Annotated in this window: 23 protein-coding genes; all 23 read right to left on the minus strand. The window is 35.9% G+C overall.

Annotated elements, in window-relative coordinates:
• Positions 1-25: 25 nt before the first annotated feature.
• The 23 genes from NHH15_RS02265 to rffA all read right to left on the minus strand — a co-directional run bounded on the left by NHH15_RS02265 (position 26) and on the right by rffA (position 25622).
• Positions 26-877 (minus strand): YheV family putative zinc ribbon protein, encoded by an 852-nt coding sequence (locus tag NHH15_RS02265; RefSeq protein ID WP_262065016.1) that lies wholly within the window; start codon positions 875-877, stop codon positions 26-28.
• Positions 878-901: 24 nt separating this feature from the next.
• A complete protein-coding gene (locus tag NHH15_RS02270) occupies positions 902-2299 on the minus strand; it encodes an alginate O-acetyltransferase AlgX-related protein (RefSeq protein WP_262065017.1) in 1398 nt (465 codons plus the stop codon).
• Positions 2300-2310: 11 nt separating this feature from the next.
• Positions 2311-3705 carry an MBOAT family O-acyltransferase gene (locus NHH15_RS02275; RefSeq protein ID WP_262065018.1) on the minus strand — a complete coding sequence of 465 codons (1395 nt, stop codon included), beginning with the start codon at positions 3703-3705 and terminating at the stop codon, positions 2311-2313.
• A gap of 30 nt (positions 3706-3735) precedes the next feature.
• Complete coding sequence (locus NHH15_RS02280; RefSeq protein ID WP_262065019.1) at positions 3736-5232, minus strand: transglutaminase domain-containing protein; 1497 nt, start codon at positions 5230-5232, stop codon at positions 3736-3738.
• Between the two features lie 177 nt (positions 5233-5409).
• The gene (locus NHH15_RS02285) at positions 5410-6321 is read right to left on the minus strand and encodes a serine hydrolase (RefSeq protein WP_262065020.1); all 912 of its coding nucleotides are present in this window, start codon (positions 6319-6321) and stop codon (positions 5410-5412) included.
• On the minus strand, positions 6308-7141 hold the full coding sequence (locus tag NHH15_RS02290) for an N-acetylmuramoyl-L-alanine amidase family protein (protein WP_262065021.1): 834 nt from the start codon (positions 7139-7141) through the stop codon (positions 6308-6310). Before NHH15_RS02290 ends, NHH15_RS02285 begins: the two co-directional genes overlap by 14 nt.
• An 8-nt stretch (positions 7142-7149) precedes the next feature.
• Entirely contained in the window at positions 7150-7884 is a 735-nt protein-coding gene (locus NHH15_RS02295) for a YARHG domain-containing protein (protein WP_262065022.1), read from the minus strand.
• Between the two features lie 23 nt (positions 7885-7907).
• On the minus strand, positions 7908-8768 hold the full coding sequence (locus NHH15_RS02300; RefSeq protein WP_262065023.1) for a zinc ribbon domain-containing protein: 861 nt from the start codon (positions 8766-8768) through the stop codon (positions 7908-7910).
• Between the two features lie 29 nt (positions 8769-8797).
• Positions 8798-8992 (minus strand): zinc ribbon domain-containing protein, encoded by a 195-nt coding sequence (locus tag NHH15_RS02305; protein WP_262065024.1) that lies wholly within the window; start codon positions 8990-8992, stop codon positions 8798-8800.
• A gap of 21 nt (positions 8993-9013) precedes the next feature.
• Positions 9014-9958, minus strand: coding sequence for a zinc ribbon domain-containing protein (locus NHH15_RS02310; protein ID WP_262065025.1), 945 nt, complete (start codon positions 9956-9958; stop codon positions 9014-9016).
• 144 nt (positions 9959-10102) lie between these two features.
• Positions 10103-12103, minus strand: coding sequence for a serine/threonine-protein kinase (locus NHH15_RS02315; protein WP_262065026.1), 2001 nt, complete (start codon positions 12101-12103; stop codon positions 10103-10105).
• Position 12104: 1 nt separating this feature from the next.
• Complete coding sequence (locus tag NHH15_RS02320) at positions 12105-14432, minus strand: FHA domain-containing protein (RefSeq protein WP_262065027.1); 2328 nt, start codon at positions 14430-14432, stop codon at positions 12105-12107.
• Complete coding sequence (locus NHH15_RS02325; RefSeq protein ID WP_262065028.1) at positions 14433-16145, minus strand: tetratricopeptide repeat protein; 1713 nt, start codon at positions 16143-16145, stop codon at positions 14433-14435. It lies immediately after the preceding gene.
• Between the two features lie 28 nt (positions 16146-16173).
• Complete coding sequence (locus NHH15_RS02330; protein WP_262065029.1) at positions 16174-16833, minus strand: zinc ribbon domain-containing protein; 660 nt, start codon at positions 16831-16833, stop codon at positions 16174-16176.
• Between the two features lie 71 nt (positions 16834-16904).
• Positions 16905-17489 carry an acyltransferase gene (locus tag NHH15_RS02335; RefSeq protein WP_262065030.1) on the minus strand — a complete coding sequence of 195 codons (585 nt, stop codon included), beginning with the start codon at positions 17487-17489 and terminating at the stop codon, positions 16905-16907.
• A gap of 39 nt (positions 17490-17528) precedes the next feature.
• A complete protein-coding gene (locus NHH15_RS02340) occupies positions 17529-18860 on the minus strand; it encodes a phenylacetate--CoA ligase family protein (RefSeq protein ID WP_262065031.1) in 1332 nt (443 codons plus the stop codon).
• A 12-nt stretch (positions 18861-18872) separates the two neighbouring features.
• Positions 18873-20633, minus strand: a complete 1761-nt coding sequence (locus NHH15_RS02345) for a hypothetical protein (protein WP_262065032.1) — start codon at positions 20631-20633, stop codon at positions 18873-18875.
• A 19-nt stretch (positions 20634-20652) separates the two neighbouring features.
• Positions 20653-20985, minus strand: coding sequence for a multidrug ABC transporter (locus NHH15_RS02350; RefSeq protein WP_262065033.1), 333 nt, complete (start codon positions 20983-20985; stop codon positions 20653-20655).
• Complete coding sequence (locus NHH15_RS02355) at positions 20982-21347, minus strand: EamA family transporter (protein ID WP_262065034.1); 366 nt, start codon at positions 21345-21347, stop codon at positions 20982-20984. The genes NHH15_RS02350 and NHH15_RS02355 overlap by 4 nt, the downstream gene beginning before the upstream one ends.
• Complete coding sequence (locus NHH15_RS02360) at positions 21337-22353, minus strand: CapA family protein (protein WP_262065035.1); 1017 nt, start codon at positions 22351-22353, stop codon at positions 21337-21339. Before NHH15_RS02360 ends, NHH15_RS02355 begins: the two co-directional genes overlap by 11 nt.
• Entirely contained in the window at positions 22346-23533 is a 1188-nt protein-coding gene (locus NHH15_RS02365) for an ATP-grasp domain-containing protein (protein ID WP_262065036.1), read from the minus strand. Before NHH15_RS02365 ends, NHH15_RS02360 begins: the two co-directional genes overlap by 8 nt.
• A 4-nt stretch (positions 23534-23537) precedes the next feature.
• Positions 23538-24467 (minus strand): glycosyltransferase family 2 protein, encoded by a 930-nt coding sequence (locus NHH15_RS02370; protein ID WP_262065037.1) that lies wholly within the window; start codon positions 24465-24467, stop codon positions 23538-23540.
• 27 nt (positions 24468-24494) lie between these two features.
• On the minus strand, positions 24495-25622 hold the full coding sequence (gene rffA, locus NHH15_RS02375; RefSeq protein ID WP_262065098.1) for a dTDP-4-amino-4,6-dideoxygalactose transaminase: 1128 nt from the start codon (positions 25620-25622) through the stop codon (positions 24495-24497).
• Positions 25623-25631: the final 9 nt, after the last annotated feature.

Consider the following 25631-nt stretch of genomic DNA (forward strand, 5'->3'; position numbering starts at 1 on the left):
TACTCGCTATAGAGTCTTCATTCATTTACTGCTGATATCCACAAGATGGGCATCCTACTACTTCTACATTATTCTCACAATCCCACGCAGATGCTAAAGCACCTCCGCAAACGGGACAACCATTTGCATTTTGCTGAGGAGTCTCTTCCACTGGTGCTGGTGCAGCTTCCTGTGCTGCCGCCTGTTCAGCTGCTGCTTGCTCTGCTGCAGCTTGAGCCGCTTGAGCCGCCGCCTCTGCTTCTGCCGCCTGGGCTGCTTGTGCTGCTGCTTGAGCTTCCGCTGCTTGTGCAGCTTCTTCTTCACCCTTTGATGCTGCCTGAACCGCCGTATTTTCTGCAGTGTTTTCAACTTCTGCCTTCGCTGCTTTTTCTGCTTTCTTTTTCTCCACAAGCTCTGTCTCATATTCTTTCGTTGTTGCGGTTTTTCCTGTGGTTTTATCTACGTACTTGATGTATGCTAAATCACCTTCCACTACAAACTCAAGGTCTTCCATATCTTTTACTGCCACATTGTGGTAAACCTCATATTTTTCATCCGCAAATACGGGAGAGATGTCTATTTCTTTGTCTCCATTGGCAACATGGATAATCGCTTCGCTGTCCTTCTTAAAAACAGCATCCTTCTCCATCAGATTTTCGCCCCACTTTTTCTCACTGGATGCCTTCACAAATAATTCCGCAATATCTTTGCCTGTTTTATTTGTTACCGTTAATGCTACGGTATCATCACTCTCTTCTCCAATCACTAACTCCGGAGTTTCTTTTTCTTCCTTAACCACTTTTTCTTCTGTTTTTGGTTCTGCAGTTTCTTCTTGTTTCTGACAACCAACTACTGAAAAGAGTAACATCATTACCATGATTGCAAACACTTTTTTCATCTTAAATATCTCCCTTCGAATTTCCTAATTCATTTTCACTTGCTGTATACTTCCTGATATCAGATAGCCATCCTTCGTATGAATCACAATCTCCATATCATAGCTTCCAGCTTTCATTGCTTTCGGCAAATAGTAAAGAGTAAAGCCATTTTCCTTGGCCTCTTCTCCTTCATATGCCGGAGCTGCCTCTAACGTATAACTATTATCCTCTGCTGTAAAGCGGACATATATCTCAGAGTCCTTTTCCAAATAAGCTGGATTAATCAAACCGCTCACCTTTCGATAGGACTCAAATTCCTCCTCTTTCAGGTCTGTTGCCAAATCCTGAACCTCGGTCTCTGTCATTTCAAAATCAAGAACCCGGAAAGGCGCCTGCATAATCGGAGCATTGTATACGAGGCGGTCTATATTTCTCTCGGCAATTTCCAACACACAGGTATTGGCTCCCATACTCACTACACTGTCAACTCGGTAAGGAATAATTCTTGAGAAATATCCTTGCCCATATTCCTCTGCCAAAAAGGGAATTAAGGCATTTCCAAAAGAATCACGGAACATTAGTAAGCTGTCTTCCCCCTCACTATTTTGCGTCTGAATCACCATCTTCATCATATCGTCTACTTCCTGGTCATAGGAATAGTTCCAGTCCGACTTTGTATAGAATTCCACTTCCTTGCTTTGGTTCTTCGGATAAAGAATTCGGTCTAAGTCTCCGGTAAAATCTTTTCGACTCTCAAAATCCTCTTCTTGATATACTGTATGACTCTTATCAAGGAAGGTTAACAATCCATCCTGAGCTAACGCTGCCCCTTTATTATTCCAATGGGAATCTCTTTGATGGTACAGCGTCTCCTCTTCTTGAAAAAATGCTTCTCGTAAATCCAGAGCATTGACTCCCTGACTTTCGCATTCTTCCAATACTTGGTCCATATTTGTATCCCCATCAATCTGCCCATAATAGGATGGCATATGCTCTGGATAAAGTGTATTTTTATTTGGAGCAATCATAAAACCAAACTTGGCATTATGGGAATCTGCATATTCCTCCATCAAAGACACTACTTTCACAATATTGTGGGTCATTCTTGGGGAGAACAGATTCACCCTTTGATAATCCTTCAACGTATCCTTATAATACAACCAATTGTCCTCTCCTGCAATGACAATGTCTTGTCCTGAGACTCCGAACAATTGATATCGCAGCATAGAGTCCATCGTGATGAGCTCTTGTCTTCCTGCAAAATGATCGGAGAAATAATCCCCACTTTCACTTAGAAATTCCAGATTTAACTCTGGCTTTTTTGCCAACTCCTTATTCTCCGTGTTCTCCGGTTGTTCATAAAAAATCAAACCATACAGAGGAAATGCTGACAAAACAAAAAACAAAACAATATATAGAATAATCACCCTGCTATTTTTCATGCTCACTCCTCCTAAAATCTAAAATAAATAAATGGATTATATGCATTTGAAGCAAGGCTTATCATAACCAATAAAAGGAGTCCAATGCTTCCAGCATAAGAAATCGGTACAAACCACTTTGATTTTTCCAACCTGTTTTTCAAATTTGGAATTGCCAGTACTGCTCCAATGATTAGTATACATATATTTAATGGTGTTAACACTCCCATTACGGATACTTTATCGATTGCTGAAAAAGAAAAACCTGTGACAAACATCTTTTGAATCATAAAAAAGCCTTGAGCCAAAGTCTCTCCCCGAAAAATCACAAAGGTAACATTTACTACCACGAACATGTAAATACGCTTCAGCCAATTTTTCTTTATCTTTTGAATGGAAAAATATCTTGTATTTTCGATGGTCAAAAGTGTTCCATGCAGCAATCCCCAAACCACAAAGCTCCAGTCTGCTCCATGCCACAGACCCGTCAAGAAAAATACGATGTACCGATTCAGATAGGTTCTCACCTTTCCTTTTCGATTTCCTCCAAGGGGTATATACACGTATTCTTTAAACCATGTAGACAGGGAAATATGCCATTTGCGCCAAAACTCCTGGACACTGACAGCTCCATATGGATAATTGAAGTTCTCTTTAAAATGAAATCCAAACATTCTTCCCAAACCGATTGCCATATCACTATACCCACTAAAATCAAAATAGATTTGTAATACATAAGCAAAGGAGGCAATCCATGCCAGGACAATATTAATCTGGGTTTCTGGAAGACCATAAATTGTATCCACCATTTGAGCTGCTGTATTTGCAATTAGTACTTTCTTAGCCAAACCTATAATAAACCGTCTAATCCCTTCCCCAATGTCTTGGGCAGTTGCATAACGGTTATTGATTTCCTTATGGATATCATGATATTTTACAATTGGTCCAGCAATCAGTTGTGGAAAAAAGGAAACATAGAGCAATGCATTTAGAAAGCTTGTTTTCTCTCTTTGTTGATTCCTATAGGTATCGATTACATAAGACATTGCCTGAAAAGTAAAAAACGAAATACCGATTGGCATTGTAATGGCTGGAATCTCTATATTCAAATGGAATCCCCTATTAATGGTCTGTACAATCATAGGCGTATATTTAAAGAATACGAGAATTCCAATATTAAAAATCACACATAGAGCAATCCAAATCCTATCCCATCGCGGTTTTATTACAATTAAATTTCCTAAAACATTGTTTACAAGCACAGAACCTATCATAAGTAAAACATAGATAGGTTCTCCGTAGGCGTAAAACAGAAGGCTGACAAGAATCAGCCAAATGTTTTTTTGCTTAATTTTAGGTAATAATAAACTGACCACAAAGGTAATAGGGAGAAAAGCTGACAAGAAAAACATTGAACTAAAAACCACAATTCTCCACCTTCCCTTTCATTGACTCTCTTACATATAACTTCCCGGGGATGTTCCAAAGCAGTCCACACCGTAGGAATCATTGAGCTGAGGATCATAGATTTGTCCATTAATTACAACCCAGCCATGAACATGCCATCCACTTCCCCATACATTCAGCATTCCTGAACGGATTTGTGTATCGGAATATCCCAGTCTTTTTGCCACTTGTCCAAACAAAGCTGCATAAGAATAGCAATTCCCGCTTCTTGTTTCCCACATGTTGATTGCATGCCACTGTTCCCAAGTATACTCGTCATTTCCATATGGGGTCCCAAACATTGTACGGTAAGAGCAATTGTCCAGAATCCATTGGTAACATGAATGAAGGTTCCATCCTGCCTGGCTAATGAGTTGATCCACCACCTCTTGAACGGCTCTTTGTGCATCCTTTAACCAGATTCCATCTGCATTTACATCATAACCATCCGGAGTTTTCTCATTCACAAACATCCTTCCAGTTGTCTGATCAAAATAGTGCCAATTTCCATTAATCAAAGACCAGCCAAATACTTTTCTGCCGCTGCCATTATAGTAATAGGTCTTTCCTTCGTGATTCAACCAACCGGTAAACATTGCACCACTTGACTGCAGGAAATACTGTCCGTCACTCAATTGTATATATTCGCTCTTTGCCATTACCCCATTCTCATACAGGTAATACCATGCGCCGTGAACGTAAGCCCAGCTGTTTTTCACCATTGCACCGCTGGAATTGTAATAAAACCAGCTCTCTCCATACTGGAACCAGCCAGTAACCATCCTTCCACTGCCATTAAAGGTATAAGTTGCCCCTCCAATATCCAAAGTCTGATTTGCAGCCATAACACCATTGTCTTTTAAGTAGTACCAAACTCCGCCTTGATTCAGCCAATTCTTCTTCATCATAGCACCACTTCCAGTGTAGTAATACCATGTTGTTTCGTATTGGAACCAGCCTGTAATCATGGCTCCTGAACCACGGAAGCTATAGGTAGCACCGCCAATGTCCAAGGTTTGATTGGATGCCATTACTCCATTCTCATTGAAGTAATACCAAATACCATTTACATAGGCCCAGTTGCTCTTAACCATCCCACCATCATAGCGATAGTAGAACCACATATTCTCATATTGAAACCATCCACGAATCATCAGCCCATTTCCATTAAATGTATAGGTCTGGTTATCGATGTCTAAGGTCTGATTTTTTGCAAGTTTCCCATCTGCTTGCATATAGTACCAGTTATCTCCCTCTGCAATCCACTTTGCTTTAGAAGTGTCTTCTGTTTGCAATGCCGTTTCCACAGGTTCCTCAACAGTCTGAGGCTCTATCTCTTTTTGCTCTTCTTGCGCTTCTTGCCCATCTTCTGTATCTGTAACTGCTACCTCTGTTTCTTGTTCAATCGTTGCCTCTTCTGGCTCTTGTGCATAGGCTGCTGTTGAAAATGCCAAGCAGAGAATACTCACGATTAATCCTATCCGGATTCTTCCCATAATTTTTTGCATAAAAAAAGACCTCCTCCATCTCTTATCCCACATCAATCTAAAGATGATTATAGCCTTTTGTATATTTTCTGTCAATCCTATGCGGCTGATTATTTCGTTGTTTATAATACAAATTATTGTACTATTAGATTGTAATTTTTTCATAATACCGACTTGGGTATGGTGAAATAGTTATGCTTATTCCCATGCACCATACACCATCGATGAAATATCCGCTATTCGTTTTTGTGCTGTCGTACTATCCTGCAGATTGGACGACATTACACATATGACATATGCCTTCTCACCTTTCCATATAATAGCCACATCATTCTCTACCCGATCCAGTTCTCCCGTTTTATTTGCTGATACACTGCCTTCAGGTAATCCACTTGGAATCTTATTTCTTCTCTCCTGATTTTTCAAGCAATCCAATATAAACTCCGAACCTGGAATCTCATTCTTATAGATTTTCTCCAAAAATAGCCCACAGTCTTTTACTGAAGTATAATTATCATCCGAAGCATTTAAATCCAACATCACTCTCCCAATATGAGTGTTTTCATATCCATATTTTAATAAATAAGCGTTTATGCGTTCAAAACCCACGACATTATTGCCTTCTCCGATTCGTTGTATAAGTGTATTGGTTGCATCATTGTCACTAATTGTCAGCATATTTCGGAGGAGCTCTTCCGTTTCTCCGTCAAAGCTTTCTCCGGCTTTAAGAATTTCCCAATTTTCATAAACTGTTCCTGCTATAAATAACTTGATTAAACTTGCTGACTGCATTTTTGTATTGCTGATTTCAACCATTTCATCTGTCATCAAATCTTTCAAGTATACAGCCCAAGTTTCCTGACTTTGAATACCAGGTTGGAGCATCCCCTCTATTTCTCCCTGGAGATTTGTCAAAGGAGTTGGCTCTTCAACTGCCGGTTGTGGCTGCACCTCTTGCTGCTTTTCCTCTTCTATAACAAGCTTTTCTGCTTCTTTTTCGATCTGCACTTCTTCCTCGACTATCTCTTCTTCCTTACTGCATCCCATTGAAAATAGCATTAAGGAAAGAAGAAACAGTGCAGCAAGTTTTTTCTTTTTACTCATATCCATAATATTGATTAATTCCTTTTACAATGCCAGAGACCATTTTCTGACGCATACTCTCATCCGCCATACTCTGATCATCCTGTTGATTTGTCATAAAGCCCATTTCTAATATAATGACTGGGATGTTGCTCCAATTAATTCCCGTCATTGTATCATTTTCCTGTATCCCTTTATTGCTAAATCCGGTTGCTTCACAGTAACTATTTAGTACCAATTCTCCCAGACGTCGGCTAGGTTCATAAAGAGAAGGAATGTATGGATTCCCTGCGGATGGGGTCAACACAAGAGCTCCCATAGCTTCCGCATTTTCACTTCCATTTGCATGGATACGAACACTGATATCTGCACCTCTTTCATTTGCAAGAGTTGCACGTTCCATATTGCTGATGGCTGTATCATTATCCTCACGGGTAAGCAAAACATCATAGCCTTGCTGGATCAGTGCATCTCGCAGCATGAGTGAAATATCCAGATTTAGCTGATATTCCGGTATCCCTGTAAACCTCCCCATCGTTCCTCCAGTTGCTTTTGCTTTCATCTCTGAGGAGCCAGGAGCATTCGGTTCCAATGCACTCATATCTACATGTGCCCCTTGATGCCCAGGATCAATCGCAATAAGAATCCCCTTTTTCACTGGCTCTGTATCTTGTTCCGTATCCTCTTCCTCTACCTTGGGCTCTTCCACTTGCTCTTCTATCTGTTGTTTTTTCTCTGGAATAATGAGTTTCGAAACACTATCCTCTTCCTTTGTATTCTCACTGCATGCAGTGATGAAAATGAAAAAAGTGCAGATTAAAATAACAAACTTAATTTTCTTCTCCATAACTATACCTAATTTGCATCAAGCTGATAACCTGAGGATGACATAGAAAATTCCACGTCGCTTAAAAACTCAGCATTTTTCTTCTCAGTGTCTGACAAAAGATCATTGCTAAAATTTTCTGGCTGTATCGTCCCTCTGTACCATGACTTTGAGTTGAAATAGTTACTCAGCTCAGGTGATTGGAAAATTCTCCCTTTTCTCGCATAAATTTCGTTCTTGGCATAATTGATTTCTCTCAAACTCATACCCTTTATATCCGAAGAAGTTAAAATTCGTTGATGGCTATAAGAAATCATATAACCTGATGATGCATTGCTATTTGTTGAGGATTTATTTTCCGCTTTTTTCTCACTGGCTTCCTTCGCTGCCTTTGCTTCTTTTTTCGCTGCATCCGCTTCTTCTTTCGCTTTTTCAGCTTCTTTTTTCGCTTCCTCTATCTCTTTATTGGTTAAGGCATCCTTCGCAGCTTCTGCTTTCTTTTTTTCCTCTTCCAATTGTTCCTTTAATTGTCGTTCTACTTTTGCCGCCTCTTCTTTTTTTGCATTGTTTATCCGAACAAAAAAGAATCCCGCCACTCCTGCTATCAAACACACTACTATAATGACCGATATCAGAACAATGTGAGTATTAGACTGCTTTTTTACAGGTTGCTCATATTGTTTTTGCGCCTCTAAAGCAGTACCACATTCCTCACAAAACTTCGCTTCTACAATATTATCATGTCCACAATTTTTACAAATCATACCCTGCTCCCTCCGTTATTTTCCTATTCTACCGGAAAACCACATTCCTTACAAAATTTATACCCAGGCTTTAGTTCCGAACCACATTGTTTGCAATTCATAATTGCTACTGAACTTCCACATGCGTTGCAGAATTTCGCCGAGTCATTTAATGAGTTTCCACATTTTGCACAAAACCTTCTGGGGATTGACGTACTCGAAAATGTTACACTCTTTTGACTTCTTCCTACAAAAGCTGCTGCAACGACAAATGCCAGGGCTAAAAATGGCCAAAATGTCATAGATAATAGTTTTGTATGTTGATCAGCTAAAAACTCTGCATCTCTAAACATCTTATTCAGTTTGCTTATCAACGTCATAATCGTAATCAACCACACTCCTTGAATCACAATAAGTGGAATTCCAAACCACTTTTTCTTCAAAAACAGTAATATAATCGATACAATATATATGAGTACCGTTATGATACACAAGCCCTGATAGAACGTATTATAAGTCTTAATATCATCAATTATTTTTTGCTCTTCGGATCCAAGTTCTTCATCCATAAGGGCAAGGGCTTTCTCCCCGATTCCCAGCATACTGTCCGTTGTTTTCAAAACATAAGACCCATCACGAACTGACAACCCGCCTTTTTGAATTACCTTCTCTACTTTTTTCATGAATGTCTCTAGTTTAGGCATACTTATTTTAATCCCAAAAGCTTCTGCCATATCCATATACTCCATCGCTTCTTCAATTTCATAAGCAGCAGATTCATAGGCTTCTTCCAGCTCTTCACGATAGCTTCGATGCACGGTTACCCAATTCATGAAAAACATTAACGCCGCCACACCTATTAGTACTAAAGCAATCCATTTTCTTTGTTCTTGATTTGTTTTCATTTCTCCTTCTCTCTTCCACTTTAAAATAATTATACTTCTACTTTATTGCCACACTTCATACAGAATTTAGCATCTGCATCAATTTTTTCTCCACAGGAAGTACAAAACTTTGTATTAAAGGCGGCAATCTTATTCACTGCTGGCATTAAATCTGGTATACTCCTACTCTTCTCACTTTGATAAAATGCCTTCCCCAATTCTTTATATAATGTATTCACATCCATCTCTATTTACCTTCCTTTTCTCTAGTAATATGAATTCAACAAATCCCAAACATTAAACTGACTCATCATATATTCTTTTGCACCTGCTGAAATAAGTGCAAAAATGATTAAAATAATAATGAAAAATATTATCTTGGCTACCATAAAAATATAAAGCTTCTTATCTTCTGTGCATTTTACAATTGAGCGAAAACATGCAAACTCAACAAAAGGCACTACTATCATCATACATGCCATAATAAAGAGTGCAGCTTTAACACTAATCAATACTCCTAATGCCACAAAAATCATCCCTATGCTGTCATATAATGCTTTTGTTCCTACCCAGGTGATCATTTCTGAATACGTTGTGTGTACATTAAAGGCTCTGGAAACCATATTACAAAACCATGCCCAGAAAGCATCTACACCAAGGCTGAAAACAATTACTGCAAAAAAGATTTTCAGATAAGGCAGCTCTACAAACCATCCTGCAAAATCATCCACCTTAAGCACTACAATTAGAGTTACCAGTATAGCCAGAACCATCTTAGCAATCACAAATTCCATTCCAATTGCCACTGATTTCGTCTCTGCAATTTTCGTTGTCTTTGTGACAGGATTCTTCAATATGGGAATAATTTCCTGGAACATATTTTTTGCTCCTGAAATTACCTGTGTGCTTTTTTGATTAATCCACATAGCTTCTTTGGTCTGATGGAAACTTCCCCCTTCCAGAGGATTTCCACAACCCTTGCAAAATTTATCCCCTATCTCATATTTATTCCCACATGCCTGACACTTATTATCTCCCAATTCAGTTTTCAATTGTTCAACAATAGGTTTTAGCTCTGGTAATGGATTCGTTTTAAAACGGTCATAGTACTGCTTTCCTAAATCCACATACAATTCATCTGGTACTTCCTGTTTTTGCACCTCTTGATTATTTTCATAATTTACAAATACTGTTTCATCTAAATCTCCCATTTTCTCTCTCCTTACTCTTCTCTAATATTTTCTAAAAGAACTTTTTGTTGGCGTTTAAATCGACTCTTTCTTTTCAAAAATAGTATGATACTTGTAATGCATCCCGTGCATCCAAGTGCAATCGGCATTATTATTTTCAAAAAACTAATCATCAAACCACCCCTTATTTTCCAATTGAGCATACGTCTGCCTCAATAAATCCATCTCTGCATCTGTTGGTAACCCTTCATCTGAATACAATTCCATCGATTGATTAAAATATTCTCTAAACTCGTAATAGCTTCTACTGTTCTCTGAAATTGTTTCTTGCTTTTGCATTTCTACAAATGCAAATCGTTTGTAGATATTATAATCCTCACCATACTCATCCAGCATCTTATTAAGTACATCCTCACTTTGGGTGAGTTCTTCTTTTTTTAGATAAATTACTGCCAAACTATCATATGTGTTATAAGATTCCCAATTCTTCTCTACTATTTTATTGATACACTCAATCCCATCATCTAAGTATTCTTCACTTTCATCTCCCATTGAAATATCTATTGCAACCAGACTATTGAGTAAATAAAATTGCTTTTCTTCTGGGATTTCTTCAATTCCTCTTAGTAAAACTTCTCTCGCCTCAACCTTTGCTTTTTGAGAGTTTAATATTTGACTCTGCTTAAGGATTGAACGCATCTTCATATCCATATCTTCTGTCAGCTTTTCACACTCTCTGAATTCCACCAAAGCGGCTTTCTTATTAGACATTTCCAGTTGAATTTCACCTTTTACATAGGAAATGCTATCTGCCTCTAATCCCAGTTCCTGGGCTTCATCAAGAATCACTTTCGCATAACTTGTATCACCATCTTTTGCCAAGGCGATTGCATAATCTCTAAAATATATTGGCTCACTTTTATTGAAATCAATAACTTTCTCGTAGGCGCTGACCGCCTCAGAATATTTTTCCAGATTATAAAGGGCATCTGCCTTCAAGTAGTATATGTCATCCATCCTTTGCTCATCAATTTCGATCTTTTCATCCTCAAATATCTCATTGTCTATATAAGCAATACATTTCTGATATTCCTTCTTCTTTGATAGACCAAAGGCATGTTGATAATAAACTTCAACTTCATGTTGATCAATATTCTTTGCCTTATTGTAATACTCCTCTTCTGCTTCAAAATCTTCCTCTTCAATGGCTTCCATTTGAGCTTCTATATACGTATTATAATTATTTCCTCTAAATTCCTGATATTCCCATATCCCAAGAACAACTAAGAAAAGAGAAGCAAAAAAAAGGCTTATTATACCAATCGTTTCAAGTGTCTGCCTTTTTATTAAACGTCGGTAAAGATAATTATCTTTTCCGAGCTGCAAAAGTGCCTGCTCCATTTCATAGGCATTTTGAAAACGCTCATTGGAATCGCATTTGGTTACCTTGTCAATAAGGGTTGCAAAGGATTCATCTGTCCAATTTGCCAGCAAAGCGTAATTAATACCGCCATTGAATGTAGCAATTTTCTGCCCAGTGGCAATATAATACATGCACGCTCCTAAGCTGTATAAATCTGAACGCTCATCAATCTCTTCGTCTGGTAAGGCTCCCGAAACCACCATACTGTATTGCTCTGGCGAGGTATATCCTCTCGTATAGCCCCAGACTTTACTATCGTTCATATAAAAGGCAATATTAAAGTCAATCAGACAGATTTTTCCCTGAGGTGTCAACATAATATTCGCCGGCTTAATATCTCCATGAATAATTGGTGGCCTTTGGCTATGTAAATAACGAATTGCCTCACACAACTGAAGCGTCCATGCTAAAATTTGTTGTTTACCATATCTTCGTCCTTCTGAAATCAGCTCATCAAAAGACTTTCCCTCTATATAACTCATAACGATGTATACGTAATTTTCTTCTGAAAAGAAATCCATGACTTGAGGCAAGTATTCATGATTCAAGTTTTTCAAAATATCTACTTCTCTACGGAGTCTCTCGTCGGAATATCCTCTTCTTTCCACTGATTTAATCACAACATATTTTTGTAATCTTCTATGGTAAACCTTATAGACTACACCCGATCCACCTCGCCCGATTACTTGCCACTTCTCTTTTTTACCATAAGATGATTCTATGTCATTATATTCATTCGTCATATTATCGCCTATCCTTTGAAACACGCCTTAAGACAATCATACTCAATACAACACAAACTAAAGCCATACCTATCAGCACACTCCAGTTTACCACCAAATGCTTTGCAGTATGTTCAAAAAACTTTTCTGCTTTATGTGTCAACATTGGAAAGTCCTTTTGCATTTTTAAATCCATTTTATTCAGATTTGCAATACTTCCCAAATCTTCCACAGCCCATCGGCTAATAGTAATTTTTGAAATAATATCTCCAACTCCTTTTAACTTAAACAGAATGCCTGAGAAAATCAATTGAACGATTAAGATAAAAGGTGCTATTACCATTGCTTTATCTGCATTTCTTACCATGGAAGATACCAAGAGTCCTATGGCGGATGCCGTAAGTACTGTAATCCACATAGTCAGAGACATCTCTACAAAAAGATTGTCGAAAAATATTCCTTCTTTGTTTTTTCCAACTAAAAGCAGGAAAATACATGTTAAAAGTAATGCTTGTATCAAACATAAAATTACCAACAGAGAAAATTTCGCACCAACATATGCAGGCAAGCGTAAATTTCCCATATACTCTCTTCGAACCATTGCTCTTTCTTTACAGACTTCCTGTATTGAATTGAAAATTCCAATCCATATTCCAGAGCAACAAAGAGCAAATAGAATCGATTTCGTAGGTTCATATATAGAAAACACATCTTTTTCTGAAACAACCTTTAAAAGAATAGCAATAATAATTGGTTGTAAAACTAAAAGCATAAGCCTGGCCTTATCCTGAAAAAGTAAATCCATTGAGCGGGTAAACAAAATACCATATTGTCGTAATCCAGAATTCTTTCTCGTCTTTCCCTGAGACTTTCCGGAGCTTTCTTCTCCGCCACGAATTTCCGTTAAATCTGCCTGGTTCTGGCTCTGTGCAAAATACTCTGCCCAGCCATCTGTATTTTCTTCAAGAATATTATAGATATCTACAAAATCAGATGTTTTGAAAAACGTTCTCGCTTCCATTGGTGTCCCGCTAAAACATAATCGTCCACCACTTCCCATGAAAATTACTCGATCACATAAGTCAATGTTTTGAGTCGTATGGGTAACCATAATAATGGTTTTATTTTGACTTTTAGACAATGCAGAAAGCGTCTCCATTAGCTTCTTTTCCGTTCCCGGGTCAAGACCTGATGTTGGCTCATCTAAAAAGAAAAGTTTCGGATCCGCCAGCAATTCCACCGCTATGCTGGCTCGTTTCTTTTGTCCGCCCGATAACTTTCGAATACAGGTATCTTTATGGATCGTCATATTAATCGTCTCTAAGACTAGATCAATCCTTTCCTCTATCTCCTCTGTCGATGTATCATCTGGCATCTTTAACTTCGCCGCATAATAAAGCATCTTATATAGCGTTAAGTTTTCATATAAAATCTCTTCTTGTGGCACAAATCCAATCAAACTCTTTAGCTCTTGAAAACGACTAATCAAATTAGTACCATTAACATAAACCTTACCTTCAAATTCTTTGTCGAAACCACTGATTAAATTCATAATTGAGGACTTACCTGCCCCGGAACCACCTACGATTGCAACAAACTCATTCGGCTTAATTTCCAGACTAACATCATTGATAATCGCTTTCGGCTGACTTCCTCTTCCGTTCTTTACCACCTTCGTAAGTTGTAATGCCTTAATTCCCAAACCTTCTTGGCGATTCAGATAGAAAATAGCATTTCTAGTATAGATAATCTGTTGGTCTAATATTTGAATCACATCTTTGTCATACAACGGTGTAACACCATTAATTACAAAACCATTCAGGAGTGTTCCATTTGCACTCCCTAAATCAGACAAATAGAAATGTTCTCCTCTTTTTTCAATAATGCAATGATTTCTTGATACTCCTGGATTTGAGAACTGAACACTGTTGCCCTTACCTCTTCCAATTGTCACAGAGCCTTGGTCTAATTCGCTATAGTACCATGTGTTTTCACCTTGTAATTCATTGTAAATAAGTAAAACCATGTAATCCGGATTTTTAAGGTTCCCGATTTTTAAAATCGTGTTATTAACCAGCTCCACGTATCCATATGCTTTATTCAAAAGAATTCTCTCTGAATAGTTCTCCAAATAAGTTCCATTGCTGCTATCATTGTCCCGGTAATAAACCTTGTCACCGCTAATGTAAAAATCTCCCTGACACTTTGAAACCATCTCATCTGGAATAACAATATCACAAACATTACTGTTTCTGCCAACAACTAGATTTTCCTTTCCATGTTCTCCCAGATTGTATTCCGTAATAGTTCCCTGTGAATCAATAATTGTTAAATTATGTGTCATTTCCATCTATTCTTGTCCTTCCGCGTAGTCACTGCGCACTCCATATCTTTCGAAAACCATATCGTATATTCGCCCATCCGGTTCAACTCGATACAAAAAACTTGTCACTATATGAGTCTCCATATCGTCAAAACCTCGGTAAATTTCTCCCTCTGTCGAGGGCGAACCTGGCTCTAATTCTACATACTCCGGGATATATTCACCCTTTTCCCGCAGAATACTTAATAAATATTCCCTATTATCTCTGGGTTGTTCTTCTTCCTGATCCTCACTATCTTTTCTGAGAATTTCATTCGCCTCTTCATACACTGCCATATTAATAATAACTTTATCTGTCCCATCCGTTGTAAATGTTGAAGCATCCTTGATATTGCCTTCTTCATCAACTCGGGTAGAAACACCATTGAAATAAAGTAACGCATCACCTTCTATTTCCGAAAAATCATAGGACAATAAATAGTTCTCACTGATATTTTGAGCGCTTTTTTCTAAGCCCCAGGCTTCTAACTTCTCAATGGTTTCTAGATTTTCTTCCTCAAAGTCAACAAACCCGCTCCCAATATAATCTGCCTTTATATACTCTTCAAATCCATTCGTTGTATATTGAACAGCAAACATTTGTAAATGAGAACCTGATGCAAACGTAAAAAGGTCAACCTTTGCATCTCCACATATATATAGGTTTCCATCCTTCTCTTGAAGAAAAATCTTACCAACCTCTGAATCTCCATAGCCCATTACGTCTTCAAACATCGCATATTTATGCAAAGGGCGCAACGCACCCTTATGCTTTTCATACATTGTCATTGTTAGGATATTTCTCTCTTGATAAAAATGAGCAGCTTCCACTTCACCCTCATTTTCATAAGGCTCTATATTAATCGCCAAAATCTCATCTATATCATCATGATCAAAATCATATGTATAAGTCGCAATAGCACCACTTTTTTCTATTTGCTGTACTCCACCATCTTCTAGATAAGAACACTCAAATGGACCCAGGCCTATCTCCTCCCCCGATGAAAAGATTCGCTCTGTTTCCTTTGTTGCTTTTACATCACATGCAATATTAAAGACGGGTTCTACTTTCTTTTCTGTTTTTTCTGCTTTTACTTTTTCTTCCTTGGTCTTATCTTTATCTGCGGTTTTCTCAGTAGATTCTTCTTTTTTTTCTTCATGCTTTTTTTCTTTATTGGTTTTTACTTCTTCTAAAGCTTTTTTAGCCTCTTCATTATTTTCATCTTTTTCAACCACTTGGTTTAACTTTTCTTCTGCCTTATCATATTCTTCCAGCTGATTATAGGAATTCCCGGCTGCAACTTGTAAGTTATCGCTTTCTTTATCTGGAATTTTATCTATCCCATCCTCATATACATCAACAGCTGCTTCATAATCACCTTCTTCTTCATATAAAGTACCTAGCTGAATATATGCATCCTTCTCTTTCGGATTGATTTTAATTGCTTTTAGATATTCTGCCTTCGCTTTATCGTAATCTAAGGCTTCTAAATAACGATTGGCACTATCCAATCTCGTTTGATACTTTCTCTCTTTTTGTTGTCCAAACAGAAGAAAACAATTAATTACCAGAACGCAAAAAAGCACACAGGTAGTTACCAGTATGCCTATATTTCTTGTTGGTGTGAGCTCACGCCCACAGCCAACACAATATTTTACTCCACTCTCATTTTGATAGTTACACTTCTTACATCTCATCATCTATTCCTCCAGAACTAATCTTATGCCTTTATTGAATATTTGATTCTATAATCTGAAGTCGTAAATCCTCTCCATCTTCCCTACTCAAAGTTGCTGTTCGTTTTTCCTCATTCAGCTTGATTTTAATAGCATCACCATCATTCGAAACCATTGGAAAACATAAAATCCCTTTCGAATATCCGTATGCTTGTATGATTCCTTTTGAATGATAAACCGTGTACATTGACCCAACTTTCAAATCTAAAGTATAGGATTTTACCCATCCTGAATCAACAACCGTACCTTCTTTTATTTTACTATCTTCTGTGACCTTCTTGTCTTCTTTCTTTTCTTCCTTCTTATCTGCAACTTTACTACTAATATTGTCATACACTAACAAACCAGATGTAACCAATACTGCTACTACCAACAAACTAAGGAGAACAATTAATAAAATATTTTTATTTTTGCCACCTTTTTGAGGTGGAGCTGATGGATTTCTTCTTGGTTGTACCGGCGGAACCTGGTTTGCTGGTCTTGGCTGCACTGGCGGTACTGGATTCACCGGACGTGGCTGCACATTGACTGGCGGAACAGCCCCCTGATTTACTCTTACTGTTTCATCTCTCTTTTCACCAAACTGATACCCACAGAATGGGCAGTGTTTACTGTTATCTTCAATTCCTTTACCACAATTACTACAAAACATAATGTCATTCCTTTCAAGTATATTCTTTTCTATAAAATAAAATCTCTTGATTCATTAAAGAACCAACATATTTAGCAAAGTGCCTGATTTGAAGAATTTTTATACTGCCGAAATCTTTCTAAATTTTTCATCAGTGCCTTTTTATTTGTTTTACCTACTTTTTTTGCTGGTTTTCCATCATAAATGCTCCAACTACTCAAATCACTATTAACATATGAGAATGCCCCTACTGATGTCCCCTCACCAATCTTCACATTTGGCATAACAAGGCTATCATAACCAATTAAAGAATACTTCCCTATGTATACAGCTCCACTTCTTCCATTCTTCATTTCTCCTGGCACACACGGCGAGTGCAATGTTGAAAGGGAATAATCTGACGAATGTGTAATAATCGCACATCGATATGCGCATTCACTATGATCGTCAAATTCAACCCCTTCATCGGTTCCTCCTATATGTGTATACATAGCAATATGTACATATTTTCCCAACTTGATTTTACCAGTTAAGACACAATAATCATCAACTCTACTCTCATCTCCCAACTCTGTTTTTTCAGGACTATATATTTGGGCTAGCTTCGATATCATTACATTGTGACCTAGATATTTAAAATTCATCTTTTCTAATTCTTCTCTTGAATAATATCCCATCGTTTGACGCAGTATCCTACGTTCTCCTCTCTTTAAATTTTACAATTCAAACTCCGTATTTTGATACTTCTTATCCACATCGGAAACAACAAATCTAACTTTACCTGCTGGAGTGAACGGTATATCTTCTTTATTCACTATTTTATATTGAATTTTAATTGTACTTCCTACACGCTTTCTTAGTTCTTGTTCTAATAACGGCTTCTCTGTTTTCAAACTAAAATCATCGAATGGATAAATATTCACAATGATATTTTCTATATTGGGCTGATATATATAAGCTAATTTTATATTTTTATTATATTTAAATGCTGCATCCAACCGCCCTACCAAAACACCTTCAGGCGTGACCACAATATCTTCAATTCTTCCCCATATTTTTTTAACAATCGGGAAATTTGAACCACACGGACAAGAAATTTCCGTTTCCCACTCTGCCAAGTCACGCGTATCATATCTAATCAAAGGCATGGCTCTATTATAAAGCCCTGTACAAACTAAGCGCCCCACGCCTTCTTTAACGCTCCTATTATTGGCATCTAAAATTTCATGAAATCCATAATCATTTTGTGCATGTAATCGTCCTTCCATACACTCACATATGGATGCAGTTCTTTCCCAATGTGTATAATGATCTATCACTTTTCCTTTGAAAAATTCTTCTATAAATTCCCTTTGAAATGGTAATAGTGTTTCCGCACCACTGAACATCACATCAAATTGAAGGTGCAGATTTCTTTCATTCAATAACTGTGCAAATCTATACAACGAAGATGGGTACCCACGTATAAATTTAACTTTATACTTAAGTATTAAATTATAAAAATTTAATACTGTTTCTTCATTCAAATGAAAAGAAGACAAATATAAGATTTTTGAAAATCTATTATACTTCCATTCTCCCTCTGCATATCCAGAAATTGTAGCCTGTGGCTTTGTAATATTCCAATCTTTACACATGTTCCATGTTCTATTAAAAAGAGCCAAACTGGCCGTATTTACATTATTATCTAGCAAGAATTGCATAGGTGTTCCTGTTGATCCCGAAGTTTCACACTCAACTGCTCCAAGTTTTTCAGCCTCGTCCGAAATTAACCTATCATAATTATTTCTGACAACATCTTTATCCAATACTGGTAATCTTTCAAAATATTCAAAACTCTGCATTTGATAGGGCGAAAAATCCGCATCATGAAACCACTCTTTATAAAAAGGAACATGTTCGTACGCATAGATACACATCTCTCTTAACCGTACTAGCAATTCCTTTTCAAAATCCTCCTTGTTACGATAAGGTGCTGCTTTCATTGACCTATTAATTCTTAGTAGTTGTAGTGGCATGGATAAATAATCTTTAAATCGAAAGTCCATTTCAGCCTCCTTCTATTTTCCTTTATTCTCTGCTCTAAGCAACAAAATTCTTCCATCATTTATAGTCTTATCAACTACCCACTCTTTATCTGGATAATAATTCCATAAATATTCTTCTAGAAATTGTATATCTTGAAAGGCAGTGATAGCAATATAAACATTTTCGTGCTCAAATAGTGCATTATTGGTTGAGCTAAAACCATATTTCTTATACTTCTCTTGCAACAACGGACTTCTTGTAAGCCACCCACCAAGAGAAGTGAAACTCAATAACTCATCTTCATTTTCAACATATAATTTGTCACTTGCATCAGCAAAAGAGTACACATAATAGTAATAGAAATTTTCTTTATTTTCCCTTGAATACTTTATCATGTATGTGTAATCATTTGAGGCTTCAACAATATATTCATATTGCTCACGATCTGCCATTTCATTTCTATAAATACAAAAAGAAGCCAATCCAATAACTCCCAAGTAGATACAACTTTGCACTATATAACTACTTCCATATTTGCGTTTTGTATTTACCTTTATATCTAAAATGTACAATAATGAAAACAAAACTAAAGGACACCATAAAGTTTCTGCTATTCTTTGCGGAAATCTCATAATAAAAATAAAGTATAAACTCCCAAATATAACCATCGATGTTGCTGCTCCTAAATGCAAAAATTGTGTCCACCTTCTCTTATATGCAAAAAGTATTATAAACAATATTGCAATTATAACTAAAAAGAATGGTTGCCATTTAAATGTAGAAAACTTTTGATAACTGCTAATCACGCCAAAAACTGCTCTTTTGAGTTCTCCCTTTAGATTTCTATCAAAATCTTCTTTTTGATAATCAACCACCTTTTTCATCTTCTCTATTGAGATATCATCTCCCAATGCTAAAGAATAGTTCTTAATTGTCTGCCATTGTATATAATCTAAATTTATTTCATCAAAGAACTCCTTATTCTCATAATAGTCCGGCATCTTATAATAATCATTAATTTGTGATCGTAATATGTTAAATTCTCGATATGTCTTATACTCCTCTTCCTGATAATTAGACTTATCCACCAACCTTATCGAAATCAATGAAGCGCTTACAACAACCAAAATCGTCAAATTAACAAACCATGTGCGTTTGTTTTTTATATTAGGTTTGTTTTTTATAAAAATGATAATAACAAAAAGAGGAATCATCATATAAAAAACTAATGTCCTATACATAAATCCGAACAGTATACAATAGTATATTGCTAAGAGAGAAAAAAGGTTATCTTTTACTTTTTTTGTCCAGTCTGTTGTTGCATATAGAATAATTGCTGTAGACGATAAAACACCTGAGGTAGTTGTAAATTGAGGAAAAATAATCATGCGTTTAAAAAATAATAAATATACCAACAAATAAAAAAAGATCACATATGTATACTCTTTTATATTGCCACACTTTTTTATTGCCTTATAAAGTACTATACTTACACAGATAATAACATTTCCAATTATACTGATTAAATACCAAGGAACAGTAGGTAGTCCTTTATATAAAGTACTTAATATTACACCTAATGGATATTGCAAAAAAATCACATGTGGATCCGGCGTCCCCGTCATTGCTCCCGACACAATATCTCGCATACGTGTATCGTCAACAGTAGCATAATATGGTTCTCTAAGCCTCAGAAAAATAATACTTATAATTAGATTAAAGACTACTACACCTAAAAAAAGTGCCACTTTTTTATATGATATGTTTTGTGTTTTCATACTATTTGTTTTCATTATCCCACCACTCACATTTTTATATAAAATATATTATCATTCCTAAAATAATGATAATATTACCAACTATCTTACCTTGTATTTTTTCCTTAAGGAAAATCAAAGAAAAAAAGAGCGAAAAAACATAAGTTGCAGCAGCAAACACTGGTGCAAATTTATATGGAACACCTCTATATGCATAAACATTCACCAATAAAGATGTCATAAGCAGTATATATCCTACAATCACTCTAGGATTCAAATACTCATTTACAATATTCTTGTGACTTGAATTTGCACTTTTTTTTAAAAGCACCTGAGAAATCGCAGCCAAAAAAGAACCACCAAACATTATCAAAAAATATATATTCATTTTTTCACATCCTTATTCCTAATAATAATTATTATACCTAAAATTATACATAACAACCCTAAAAAGTTATTCCATTGATATTTTTCCTTAAAAAAAACAATTGCAAAAAAAACTCCCCAGATCAAATAAAGAGTCTTAATCGCATTTGCCACATTCAGTTCATAAATCTTTAGTATCTGTTGCCACAATAATGCATAAATCACCAACACTAAAATTCCACCTGCCATACTGCACAAGCATTCAAAGGAGAACAACCCATATTCAGCCATAAAATTAGAAGCGATCTTAAAAAAAACATTGCTAAATGCGAATAAAAATATAGCAATTTGTAATAAGATAAATCCAAGTGTCTTATTTTTCAATGTCTTTCCCCTTTCTACGTGATTTTAAAAACATTCTCATTTCATTCACAAAAAAATGTACATCTACTACTTTTCCTTCTACAAATGTATTGCTCACGATTAATGATTTCATTTTTCGATAGTACATAATGAATTTAGAAATCCTATAATGTGATTCAATATTTCTTTTTATCTTTTTGGTTCTCAGTTTCTTTTTTGTATAATCACATTTGTATACATCCACATTAGATAATTTATGATTATTCATACCAACAACAATTGATTTCTTATTCCAAGATAATTGCTTCTTTCTATATGCAATTCCAATATCATCCTGTGTTTTTCTAAATGCTCTTACAGAGAAATCCGAAAAATATAAATTCCCCAAACTATAAAATATATACCGTTTCTTATATATTTCATATGGTTGTGTACAATGTGGATGATGCCCAATCACTATATCCACTCCATGATCTATCAACCATCTTCCAATATTTCTCTGCTCTTGGGTTTCTTTTGGCGACTCTTCAACTCCCCAATGCATATTAACAATAATTTTGTCAACGGCTATCAGAGAACATTTTTTCAAGTCGCTTAAAACCCTCTCTTTTTCAAAAAAAGAAACACTATTAATGTCACTTTGATATTTCCCTAATGTACAATACCCAAGAAAAGCATATTTTTGACCATCAATCATTTCAATATGAGGGTTATTAAAGCTATTCTCAATTGTACCTGCTCCAAAAAAGGCTATATTGTTTTCAGTTAAATATTTTATTGTACTATTAAATCCCTCATCTCCTGCATCCATTAAATGATTATTTGCCAGTGAAACAATAATCTTTTGGGCAGGTATGAGTTTTTTCCAATCATATAGACTCACAAGAGGAACTTTTCCCAATACACAACTTTCATCAGAGTATGCAAATTCCATATTGAACATAAAATAATCTGCCTTGAAAGCACTTAAATCTACATCTTCGTTAAAAAATGCATCTCCTCCCATTAAAAGTTTGTACTTATCCATTCCCATCTCCTATATCGCATCTTATATATTGATTGAAATTTTCCACAAAATCATTCACATTCTCTTGACTGCTTTCACATATCAAAGCCTGACCAAATCGACAGGTACCATTGGAAAACGCCTCTACTCTATCACCTTTAGAAATATCCAAATCTATTTTAATCTTGTCCATTCCCTTCATTATTTCTACATTATTAAGTACTCCACCAAACTCTGAAAACAGTAGTCTAGATGCACAAAACCCTTTAGGTTTCATTTCCAACTCAAGTTTCTCACCCAAAGCAATCTGAATAATACATTTATAAAAATCAATATCATAGAATAATGAAAGTAATTCCGGAATTCCCGTAGCTCCTGCACGTGCACCCGCTTCAATAATTTTAATCTGTCCATCATCAGTAATAAAAACATCCATATTCACAGCACAATTATCTAACTCCAACGCACTAATTACTTTTTTAACCTGCTCATGTATTTGACTATTCAGAACATCATTGCTTAAATACGGGAAAACATGACCTATTGGTATTCCTGTACCCATATAATTATATGTGATTTTATCATGAGGTGCCATCATAATAACTTTTTTATTTTGCACAATTGCATCAATGCCTATTTCATGTCCTTTTATAAATTCTTCTACAACCAAATAATCTTTTTCTGTTTCTTGTATTAACCTTTCATATGTTTCTTTAACCTTATCGTATTCTTTTATCTGAACAATTCCTCTACTCCCAGATTTATCCGTCACCTTCATAATAACATTAGAGTTTAATGCAAAAAACGCATCTTCTGCTTCAGCAGCCGAGGATACAACCCGAAATTCCGCTGTTTCAACTCCATTTTCTAAAAATGCTTTTTTCATCATTTTTTTATCGGTAGCTTTTTGTGCTGCCCTATATGTAATACCACATAATGATAAAGCGTCGCATACTTTTCCTATTGTGCTAACTGCCACATCTGTTCCAGATGTGCAAATACCATCTATTTTTTCTTTAGAGGCAATTTCTATTATTTGATCTGAATCTCTTGTGTCAACATAATAACTTTTATGTGCATCCTTGAAGCCCGGATAATTTCCCGGAATACTGCATACAATTGATTGCATTCCCAACTCATTCACTTTCTTTATAAGTTGAACTTGATAAATTCCAGCTCCTAATATCATTATCTTCTTCATAATCCTATTCCTCCTCAACATTTATCATCTCTCGTATTACAAATTGAGGTTGATTATTTATACATAAAAAAATACGTCCTATATATTCACCTATTAGGCCAAGAACCATTAAAACAACTCCAAAAAATAGAAATAAAGCTGCCATTATCGATGACCAACCCAAATAAATATTATTAAAAACAAGTTTTCTAATTACAATAATCAATGAACTAATTATACCTAAGCTTGCAAAAATAAATCCTACTAGCATGGACAATCTTAATGGTACTATGGAAAAATTAATACAACTCGCCCATAGTCTAAGTAACTTCCTTAGTGTATATCCTGATTTTCCTACTTTTCTTTCTCTGTGTTCAATATCCACATTACAGATTCTTTTCGTAGTTCTTAAAAACAACCCCTGTAAATGTACATTGTAATTCTTACATTTTATCACTTCATCTCTGACTAATTTCCTAGCTGCCCAAAAACTACTTGCCACCAATCCTTTCGGTTTTTTCAATAACTTCCGAACAGTAAAATCATTAAACTTACTCCCTAAATTCCTGAAAAAACTTTGCTTCTTCTTCGGATATTTCCCGTAAACTAAGTCATATCCCTCATTTAGCTTACGAACTAAGATTGGTATCTGTGATGGATGTGTCTGCAAATCGTCATCCATACCAACAATAATATCTCCTTTTGTATAATGAAGTGCTGTCATCAACACATTATGTTGCCCAAAGTTTCGTGTCAAATCAATTCCTTTTACAGAAGAATATTTATCGCACAAATCCCTTATCACATCAAAGGTATTATCACTGGAGAAGTCATTAACTAAAATAATCTCCGATTCATACCCTTTCATTTTTCCTATTTCTTCAATAACTAAACTAACTACTTCTGCAATTGTTTTTTCCGAATTATAACAAGGAATAATAACCGATATCAACATTTCTTCACCACTTTCTATAGATTCGCATCATTTAAAAAATGCTTCTATTTCTTCTACTACTTTGTATACCGAATCATTGTCGAGTCCATAATACAACGGCAATCGCAACAATCTTTCGCTTTCTGAAGTTGTGTAATTATCCTCTCCCACAAAATCACAATATTTCATCCCTGCATCTGATGAATGTAACGGAACATAATGGAACACACTGTTTACACCTCGATCTTTTAGATGCTTAATCAACTTTGATCTCGTTTCTAAATCTTTCACTTTTATGTAAAACATATGTGCATTATGTTCACACTCTTTTGGAATATATGGTAACTCAATATAGTTTCTATCAGATAGATTTTTTAATTCTTTATAGTATATTTCCCACAGTTGCTTTCGCTGACTATTTATTAAATCTGCATTTTCCAATTGCGTCAACAAGTACGCTGCATTTAACTCACTTGGTAAATACGATGATCCCACATCAACCCACGAGTATTTATCTACCTCACCTCTAAAGAACTTGCTTCGATCTGTACCTTTCTCTCGAATAATCTCTGCTTTTTCTCTAAAAGACGAATCATTAATAAGTAAGGCACCACCTTCACCCATACTATAATTCTTTGTTTCATGAAAGCTAAAACATCCAAACGCTCCCATACTTCCTAAACTTTTTCCTTTGTATGTTGATTTCACTCCTTGAGCAGCGTCTTCAATAACATGTATATTTTTATCTTTTGCCAGCGCACATATTGTGCTCATCTCACAACCCACACCTGCATAATGAACCGGTACAATGGCCTTTGTACGCTCTGTGATTGCGGCTTCAATTAAATTTTCATCTATATTCATAGTATCAGGTCTAATGTCAACAAACTTTACTTTTGCACCACGTAAAACAAATGCATTTGCTGTAGAAACAAAAGTATACGACGGCATAATCACTTCATCTCCAACTCCAACTCCTGCTAATATAGCTGCCATTTCAATTGCATGTGTGCAGGATGTTGTCAATAACACTTTTTTTGATTTCGTTAACTGCTCCAGTTTTCTTGAACATTTTTGTGTAAATAACCCATCTCCACTTATTTTATGATTTAAAATTGCTTCTTGTATATACTCCATTTCAGAACCCAAGTATGGTGGAACATTAAATTTGATCATCTTTTTTTC

The sequence above is a fragment of the Aequitasia blattaphilus genome, assembly GCF_024721305.1.
GTDB classification, from domain to species: Bacteria; Bacillota; Clostridia; order Lachnospirales; family Lachnospiraceae; genus Aequitasia; species Aequitasia blattaphila.

Excerpts from the sequence above, each read along its gene's own strand:
- NHH15_RS02265 (WP_262065016.1), bottom strand. The coding sequence starts at position 877 with ATGAAAAAAGTGTTTGCAATCATGGTAATGATGTTACTCTTTTCAGTA.
- NHH15_RS02270 (WP_262065017.1), bottom strand. The coding sequence starts at position 2,299 with ATGAAAAATAGCAGGGTGATTATTCTATATATTGTTTTGTTTTTTGTT.
- NHH15_RS02280 (WP_262065019.1), bottom strand. The coding sequence starts at position 5,232 with ATGCAAAAAATTATGGGAAGAATCCGGATAGGATTAATCGTGAGTATT.
- NHH15_RS02285 (WP_262065020.1), bottom strand. The coding sequence starts at position 6,321 with ATGGATATGAGTAAAAAGAAAAAACTTGCTGCACTGTTTCTTCTTTCC.
- NHH15_RS02290 (WP_262065021.1), bottom strand. The coding sequence starts at position 7,141 with ATGGAGAAGAAAATTAAGTTTGTTATTTTAATCTGCACTTTTTTCATT.
- NHH15_RS02295 (WP_262065022.1), bottom strand. The coding sequence starts at position 7,884 with ATGATTTGTAAAAATTGTGGACATGATAATATTGTAGAAGCGAAGTTT.
- NHH15_RS02300 (WP_262065023.1), bottom strand. The coding sequence starts at position 8,768 with ATGAAAACAAATCAAGAACAAAGAAAATGGATTGCTTTAGTACTAATA.
- NHH15_RS02305 (WP_262065024.1), bottom strand. The coding sequence starts at position 8,992 with ATGGATGTGAATACATTATATAAAGAATTGGGGAAGGCATTTTATCAA.
- NHH15_RS02310 (WP_262065025.1), bottom strand. The coding sequence starts at position 9,958 with ATGGGAGATTTAGATGAAACAGTATTTGTAAATTATGAAAATAATCAA.
- NHH15_RS02315 (WP_262065026.1), bottom strand. The coding sequence starts at position 12,103 with ATGACGAATGAATATAATGACATAGAATCATCTTATGGTAAAAAAGAG.
- NHH15_RS02320 (WP_262065027.1), bottom strand. The coding sequence starts at position 14,432 with ATGGAAATGACACATAATTTAACAATTATTGATTCACAGGGAACTATT.
- NHH15_RS02325 (WP_262065028.1), bottom strand. The coding sequence starts at position 16,145 with ATGATGAGATGTAAGAAGTGTAACTATCAAAATGAGAGTGGAGTAAAA.
- NHH15_RS02330 (WP_262065029.1), bottom strand. The coding sequence starts at position 16,833 with ATGTTTTGTAGTAATTGTGGTAAAGGAATTGAAGATAACAGTAAACAC.
- NHH15_RS02335 (WP_262065030.1), bottom strand. The coding sequence starts at position 17,489 with ATGGGATATTATTCAAGAGAAGAATTAGAAAAGATGAATTTTAAATAT.
- NHH15_RS02340 (WP_262065031.1), bottom strand. The coding sequence starts at position 18,860 with ATGGACTTTCGATTTAAAGATTATTTATCCATGCCACTACAACTACTA.
- NHH15_RS02345 (WP_262065032.1), bottom strand. The coding sequence starts at position 20,633 with ATGAAAACAAATAGTATGAAAACACAAAACATATCATATAAAAAAGTG.
- NHH15_RS02350 (WP_262065033.1), bottom strand. The coding sequence starts at position 20,985 with ATGAATATATATTTTTTGATAATGTTTGGTGGTTCTTTTTTGGCTGCG.
- NHH15_RS02360 (WP_262065035.1), bottom strand. The coding sequence starts at position 22,353 with ATGGATAAGTACAAACTTTTAATGGGAGGAGATGCATTTTTTAACGAA.
- NHH15_RS02365 (WP_262065036.1), bottom strand. The coding sequence starts at position 23,533 with ATGAAGAAGATAATGATATTAGGAGCTGGAATTTATCAAGTTCAACTT.
- NHH15_RS02370 (WP_262065037.1), bottom strand. The coding sequence starts at position 24,467 with ATGTTGATATCGGTTATTATTCCTTGTTATAATTCGGAAAAAACAATT.
- rffA (WP_262065098.1), bottom strand. The coding sequence starts at position 25,622 with ATGATCAAATTTAATGTTCCACCATACTTGGGTTCTGAAATGGAGTAT.